Annotated in this window: 7 protein-coding genes and 1 pseudogene; 4 read left to right on the forward strand and 4 right to left on the reverse strand. The window is 38.3% G+C overall.

The features are described from left to right. Positions 1-66: 66 nt before the first annotated feature. Positions 67-291, reverse strand: a complete 225-nt coding sequence (locus FQ082_RS02670) for a helix-turn-helix domain-containing protein (protein ID WP_149491934.1) — start codon at positions 289-291, stop codon at positions 67-69. Here FQ082_RS02670 and FQ082_RS02675 point away from each other — a divergent pair. The 3 genes from FQ082_RS02675 (at position 204) to FQ082_RS02690 (ending at position 4792) form a co-directional block, all read left to right on the forward strand. Then, entirely contained in the window at positions 204-3281 is a 3078-nt protein-coding gene (locus FQ082_RS02675; protein WP_149491935.1) for a tyrosine-type recombinase/integrase, read from the forward strand. The genes FQ082_RS02670 and FQ082_RS02675 overlap by 88 nt on opposite strands. 53 nt (positions 3282-3334) lie before the next feature. Continuing rightward, positions 3335-3604 (forward strand): hypothetical protein, encoded by a 270-nt coding sequence (locus FQ082_RS02680; protein ID WP_149491936.1) that lies wholly within the window; start codon positions 3335-3337, stop codon positions 3602-3604. Between the two features lie 735 nt (positions 3605-4339). After that, a complete protein-coding gene (locus tag FQ082_RS02690) occupies positions 4340-4792 on the forward strand; it encodes a PH domain-containing protein (RefSeq protein ID WP_149491937.1) in 453 nt (150 codons plus the stop codon). Positions 4793-4834: 42 nt separating this feature from the next. On the opposite strand, the gene FQ082_RS02695 is transcribed toward FQ082_RS02690, so the two are convergent. The 3 genes from FQ082_RS02695 to FQ082_RS02705 all read right to left on the reverse strand — a co-directional run bounded on the left by FQ082_RS02695 (position 4835) and on the right by FQ082_RS02705 (position 6832). Then, positions 4835-5176, reverse strand: coding sequence for a hypothetical protein (locus FQ082_RS02695; protein WP_149491938.1), 342 nt, complete (start codon positions 5174-5176; stop codon positions 4835-4837). A 62-nt stretch (positions 5177-5238) separates the two neighbouring features. Then, a complete protein-coding gene (locus FQ082_RS02700; protein ID WP_149491939.1) occupies positions 5239-6465 on the reverse strand; it encodes an NADH:flavin oxidoreductase/NADH oxidase family protein in 1227 nt (408 codons plus the stop codon). Between the two features lie 97 nt (positions 6466-6562). Continuing rightward, complete coding sequence (locus FQ082_RS02705; RefSeq protein ID WP_410477373.1) at positions 6563-6832, reverse strand: ArsR/SmtB family transcription factor; 270 nt, start codon at positions 6830-6832, stop codon at positions 6563-6565. A 193-nt stretch (positions 6833-7025) separates the two neighbouring features. On the opposite strand from FQ082_RS02705, the pseudogene FQ082_RS02710 reads away from it, so the two are divergent. Further along, positions 7026-7256: pseudogene (locus tag FQ082_RS02710) on the forward strand (IS1595 family transposase); the annotation flags it as partial.

Below are 7256 nucleotides of genomic sequence, written 5' to 3' on the forward strand. Positions count from 1 at the left end.
AGCCTTCAAAAATATCTAAACCAAAAACCCTCTTTTTGACCTCTACTCTGAATTTTAGATTAACGTCTATTTTTTTATATCCTTTGGCTCAACCTCTGCTACATATTCAAAAAGATCTCCTACTCCTACTTCTAAATACTCGCAAAGCTTGTCTATAGTATCGAAATCAATTCTTGACGATTGGTCATTATAAATCTTATGTAATGTCGTTTTACTCACTCCTGTCGCTCGTACGGCATCCGCTACTTTTAGCCTTCTTTCAGCTAACAAAGAATGAAATACAGCTACCAAAAATTATTGATGACTTAGCAAAGTTTGATGGTAGAAAAAAGCGCTACGTGCCTTATCCATCTATACTCAAAGACAGTGACACAGTGAGGACACGTGAGATACAGCTACTCGCCGATTTACAGACTGAGTGGGAGTCATTGAAAAGGATTCATCCTGGAAGTATTGGATTCATAAAGTCTTTCAATAAATCTTACCAACAAGCGCTTTGGCCCGATGAGCGCATCTTTTCATTTTTGCCAAGCTCTAGCGATTATTTTGATTTGTCATGGCTATCTTGGAGTCAATCTTTAAACCAATTTCAGGGAGCGCTTTATAAGCAATTGAAACCATTGTCTCAAGAGGGATTTGATGAGTTTCAGCCAATCATTGAAAACAAAATTGCAAAAGCTTACGAGTCATCTAGAACACTCAAGCATGTCTGGCAAGTCGTCGTTAAGTTCTTTGACTATCAAAATAAGCACTATATGCTTGCTGAGCATCACTATCCTAAAATAATCGCGCCACAGCCTACTAAAATCAATCCACTAATTACAAATACAGCTTGGTTAAAAGACGGTAAGGCACTGGTCAAAATTATTAGCGCAGTAGAGCATAATTGGGAGCAAACAACCGATTACAGCCAAGAGAAAATCATAGGCTGGCTGATATTCTCAGGGATTATATATGGCGGCATTAACGAGGTACAAATGCTTCAAGGATGGCTTATCTCATTGCTCGCCAAAGAGTATCAGCCATTCATCAAAGAAAGGATAGTAATCTCACCGCGTTTTGTGCAAAAGCGCTTTGGTAACGAGCGAGAAGAAGAAAGTGACCAGCTTTATAACACCAAGCAAATCGTTGTAGATATGGTCAGTCAGTGTTGGCTGATGCGTTATCATACAAAAAGTAGGCAAGTAGAGTTTGAACCTATCATTGCCAAACTGTCAGAAGATAAGATAAAACAATACTTGGCCGTGGCTTTGTCTGACGTGATCAAGCCTTTGGGTATTAAGCCACTTCCCTTTTCAAGGTTTTTATATTATGCCAGTTACTACTGGGAGGATCTCGATGACGCTAGTATTGACTACGCTTCAGTTGGGGTGCTGCGAGGTATGCATAACACGGCTGGACTGAGCACGCAGGACTTTGGTCGGTTTTTGAACCAAAAATATCAGTATAAAGAGGAGCCGTATGATCTAGAACATATTTTGACGCTGTCTATCAGCAAAAACTCTGTTAATCAAAACGAGACATCTAGTAGTAGTTCTACCAAAAAGATAGAGGTTAGAAAGTCTGATTTAATTATGAATCTAACTAAAGACTTCAAAATGGATAAAAAACAGAAGAAGAAAAAACTCAGTCAAACGACGTATACCCTTATCGAAAGAGTACAAAAATGCTATGAGCAATACGATGACTTAAGTGAAAAGATTTTATTAGATTGGGTGCTAAGTTTACTCAATCGAAAAGAGTCAAAATCACTTAGTAATGAGTCTATTTTGAAATATATTAGAACCATAGGCTATGAATGGTTATATTTCACAACGGCTCAGCCGCTTGATATTTGGTCAGAGGAAGAGTTTGAAGAACTTTACGAAGATATTTTAGAGTACAAAGCTGTCGTACGGAACAATACTGACATTGGATACTCTGCCAATTTATTGAAGAGTATGCACAACTTTGCCAAGAGCAAATACAACCTTCCCTCCGTGAACTTCCAACAGTCGAAAAACGGTCGGCGTGTACGTGCGGAGCTGATATCACCGCAAGCGTATCACGCCATTATTACGCAGATACTGAGTTCTGTAGATATATTGGAGCAGGAGATGTTCGCGCTTTTATTTATCTTAGTCTATCGTACTGGTATGCGCAAAAAAGAGCTGTTGGGACTTAAGTATAATGACATCGAAGGCTTAAAAACAGCCGTACCCTCAGTGGTAATCAGGCCCAATAGCTACCGTCCCACCAAGACTCAAAGTAGTATTCGCCGCGTTCCCTTATTTGCCCTCCTCAAACCTAATGAGCTGAATTTTTTTATTAACTTTGTGCAGAGTAATATTGGCGACAGTTCAAACAAATTTATCTTTACCTTATCATCGAATCAGCGCCCTATTAATGATCATGTTCCTTTACAATTACTCAAACGAGTCTTAAAAGACATATCGGTAGATGATAATGTAGCAGAGCATACCTTTCATGGGTTTAGGCATACGGCAGTGAGCAACCTATCTTTAGCGCTAGTAGGCCATTCAGATCTCTTAGAAGCCCTCACCGATTATGACGAAATCGACGTACTGCGTATAAAAACAGGCCTACTTGGAGAGCGTACAGATGCACAAGATCGCTGGTACGCTCTATCAGGTATTATGGGGCACTTATCGCCTGAGCGTAGCTTTGAGTATTACAATCACTTTGCTACTCTGATGGCTACTTATGCGTTAAGCGTCTCTAATATAAAACTACCTAAACAAACTCTACTTAACCTTACCAAATCTACTAAAATTAGCGAAAGAAAGATCAATGATAGTGCTGACATTGATGATAACGGTGTGATCAATATGCCTAGTATACGTACGCTGTTATTTAAAAATATCATAGAAGGTAAACGCAAGTCACCTAAATTCACGATCGAAAACTGTGATAAGCAATTTCTCTTGAGTACCAATACGCCAGCCACTCATGAATTGTTTGGTCGTTATGGTCTAAACCGAGTACAGCTGCTACTACAGACCTATGATAAAGAGATTCCTTTAAGTAAAGCAGCCCAGTTAGCAAATATTTCTATTCACGATGCAAAGGTTCTAATAGAACGTGCGAGCGAGGTTGCCAACATCACTACCAAACACGGTAAACCTCGTTTTATAAAGCTCATAGACTCAGAAACTACTGTCTTAAGTCCACTGAACATTCAATACCAAAGTGATTTAAGATTGCTGTCACCTTTGTTAAGTAATGCCTATCGTCTACGAGAGAAGTCAGGGGCTGACTGGACTTGGTTTATTGAGATATAAAACTGTCTAGTAGCAGAGCATACCTACCATTTAGAAAAGGAGATGAGAAAGAGTTGCAACGTTTCATTGATATTGCTAAGAAACTGCTGCCTCTGAAACGTTGGCTAATGAGTAGCAACGAAGCTTTATTGATGAAAACCATCTCATCTACCGACTCTCAAAACATCAAGCAGCAATCTAATGAGTCGAAAAATGCTCTCCATATCGGTATTGCTAGTCAAGACCATAGAGAACAAACGAACAAATGGCAATACTCACCGCTACTACGGTTTTTTATTCATATGATGCTGATTACAGATGAAAAGCTATCTATTGCAAATTAAGTTTTTTGTCTCAAAAATTTTTAACATAAGGCTCGTTATGGGAATAATCAGGAGAGATAGAAAAGTTTAGCTGCGCCTGAACTGGTGATATCAGATAAAGGAGTTAAGCAGGAACTTATCTTACGAGTTTCAGACTAAGGTTTTAATCTTAATATATATAATCTTCTTATCTTTCAAAAAAATAAGGGTCATAAGGTGCATTTGACGATTTTACCCACAAATAGAATGTGTCGAAAATTTCATTTCTCTTATCATTCGGAGCGTCTGGATAAGGATAAAACCTATTGTAATCGTTTCTGAAGTGACTGCTTCTAATCTGTTTAGATAGTCGGTCAATAAAACCCTTTCCTTGTTCAAGATAGTTTTTTATCGCGTCGTTATCTAGAATCACACATTTTTCAAAGACTATAAGTCTTAAGAATATATTAACCTTAAGGTACATTCCCTCATGGTCTTGATATAGCTCCCAAAAATGAAGATCTACTTCTATTAATCTCATGTTAGCACCTTCCAAAATCTTTTTAATTTACCTGAAATTAATATAAGACCTGAGTTATGAATTATTTTTTAGCTAAAAATTAGTGTATGGTTCCCTAGTGAGGACTTAAAGCTTTTGCTGTAGGCTATATACGCTAGTAAATATATCTATTAAAATAATGGCAGTGTACTTCGTGGTGTACATGAACTGAGCTATTCAAACATAAATATTAACTAAAGGCTTTCTGCTAACAAATTATGATAAGTACTATATTTACATCAAAGATTGATTTTTGGTTGGCGTTTTTAATATTGGGTTCTAGTTTACTACTCGTTTTGGTGCCTGTATGGGAATGGATGTATAACAATAGTTCTATTAAAAGAATAATGTTTATTAGCCTTTTTACCATACCAACTGCGTTACTGCTATTGGTACTGTTTTTTAATATAAAGTACACTTCGACAGCTGACACATTGTTAGTGAAAAATGGTTTTTCTACTCAGAGCATTTCATTGAAAGACATTAACAATATCACTCCTACCAGCAGTACTTTATCTGCTCCAGCATTGTCTTTAGATAGGATTGAGATAAGATATGAAGGTGGTAGCATAGTGATATCACCAAAAGACAAAGATAGGTTCTATCATGCAATACAAGAACGTGTACCAGTATTAAAAACCGATGATAATAATGGGCTGATAAAGAGTTAGCCGATAGTTCGATGCGCTATACAGGAATCGAACTGTTGGATACTAACGGCTATTCAATAAATTATTGTCAACACTTACTATTAAACTAGTTATATCACTTCTCAACTTTGTTAACACTTTGTTTGCTTCAACTCTTTCGTTAAAGTCTTTTTTCCAAATGAAGAAATCCGAAAAGCTACCATTACCGGAGTTCATAAAACTGTAGGTATCTCCAACGCTTTTAATGGTTGCTTTAGCGTCTTCGTTATATTCTAACGAGTACTGTATTCTATTTATAATTACATTAATTCCTCTTATATAGTTGTGTTCATCCTCCTGAAGTAAAATTTCTCTTAATTTTAAAAAATAGTAATTTAGCTCAGTTAATTTATCTATATTATTCATTTTATTTGCCTATCGAATTTTCTGAAATAACGTTAGCTATACAATTTTTTATAGGCTATACTCTAAACATCGCCAAATACTTGACGCCATTCATCGCAACGAGCCTCATCTCTTGCATCATAAATACTCATAGCAGATTCTAGATCTAAATCGAAGGCATCCTCATTATCTTCTGCTAATGCTGTTAGTCGCATGGAATACCAAGCAGTGACGCCGCCTGGAGGGTTGGTAGCGAATATTGGAAACTTTGAGTCACCACCTTCAATATTTAACCAGTCATTGGCTAGATTTGGATTTAATGCCATACCACGACCTATACTGACCATATCGACCGCGCCACTCGCAATAGCATCAACAGCTTGCTGACGCGTTTTAAAACCGCCTGTCGCCATAATAGGAATAGTGGTTATCTGTTTTGCACGTTGTGCAAAACTAACGAAGTAAGGCCCACTACCAGAGCTGCTGTCTGAGCTTGCAGGCGCTCCTGGAAAATAAGTGCCACCGCTGATATCAATCAGATCGATAGAAGTCTGATCAATGATACCAATCATTCCCATAGCATCCTCTTCTGTTAGGCCACCTTCTAATTGATCGGTTGAGTTTATCTTAATACCAATGGGGAATGCATCGCCCACCGCCTCTCTAACGGCTTCTATCACCTCATATACGACACGGAATCTTCCTTCTATGGAACCACCGTATCCATCGGTGCGGCGATTGAACAATGGAGATAAAAACTGACTTAGAAGAAACCCATGTCCTGCATGTATTTGAACACCACCAAAACCTGCATCTTTAGCAATCATGGCTGCGTTTGCATACATAGCTGGTAACGCCTCGATATCTTCTATGCTCATCCCCTCGCATTTTAACTCTGCAAGATCTAAGGCAGAAGGGCCTTTAGGTTGACTGATAGGCAAATATGAAAGCGCTCCTGCGTGTCCAAGCTGCGGCCAAAGATGAGCACCATTGATAGATCCGCGGCGTGCCAAATCCTGTAATGCCTCGATATCTGAATTTGGGTTTAGTACTAAATTGCCAGGCTTCTCAGGATAATGAGGAGTACCTTGTACTTCGCCAATCAATGACAATGCTACGCCGCCTTGCGCCCAACGCTCATAAAGACGTGATTGAGCATCCGTTGCATCACCTTGCCCATCACCGAGAGAATCTGACATTGCAGCCTTTACCATTCGGTTTTTTAGCACCACCCCGCAAGGCAGTTGAAGTGACTGACCTAATGTATCTACTAGGTTGGATGAGTTAATTTTGGTCGTTGGTTGTTTCATTAATACGCTCCATCGTTATATTGAAATATCTCGATATTCTATGTTAATGCTACGCTGTCTTAAGATAGAACACCTCTAATTTTAGTAAGACTGCTTACTAGATTTTTAGTAGCTCTTTCTCAACTTCATTAAGAAAAATTCTTATATTAGCCTCATCGCGTTGATAAAATGTCCATTGTCCATGGCGTTCAGCAATGACCAGTCCTGCCTTTTTTAACACCCCCATGTAATTTGAAATGGTTGATTGTGACAATCCTGCTTTTTCTTGGATATATGCCACACACACACCGTCTAAATCAGCGTGCTCTGGTAATGAGGCTGGAAAGTTCGACCTGTCTTTTAACCATTCAAGGATTTGACGGCGCATGGGGTTATTAAGGGCGGAGATTACGTTTTCTATATTCATATAACATGATATCTCGATATGTAATTAGAAGTCAATGTATAACAGTTATTAAAGTATTGGAAAGTTCAAAATATACGATTGCTCTTATAACAGCGCTTATGATAAATAAAAATAAAGGGGCTGTAGTAGATAAGCACTATGCTAGACTGCTTTTATGAAGATAACCCGTTGTAAACTAAGTAAAAAAGTACAGCGACGACTGTTAGAGTTTTTCACGGCTGAAGTAACCGCTAGAACAGCCGCAGATTTGCTCAATATCCAGCCTAACACTGCTGCACTTTTTTATCATAAAATAAGACTTGTTATAGATCACCATCTCTCATTACAAGCTGATGAGCTCTTTGATGGTGAAGTCGAATTAGATGAAAGTTACTTTGGCGGCGTA

The organism is Psychrobacter sp. ANT_H56B, assembly GCF_008369245.1.
Classification (GTDB): Bacteria; Pseudomonadota; Gammaproteobacteria; order Pseudomonadales; family Moraxellaceae; genus Psychrobacter; species Psychrobacter cryohalolentis.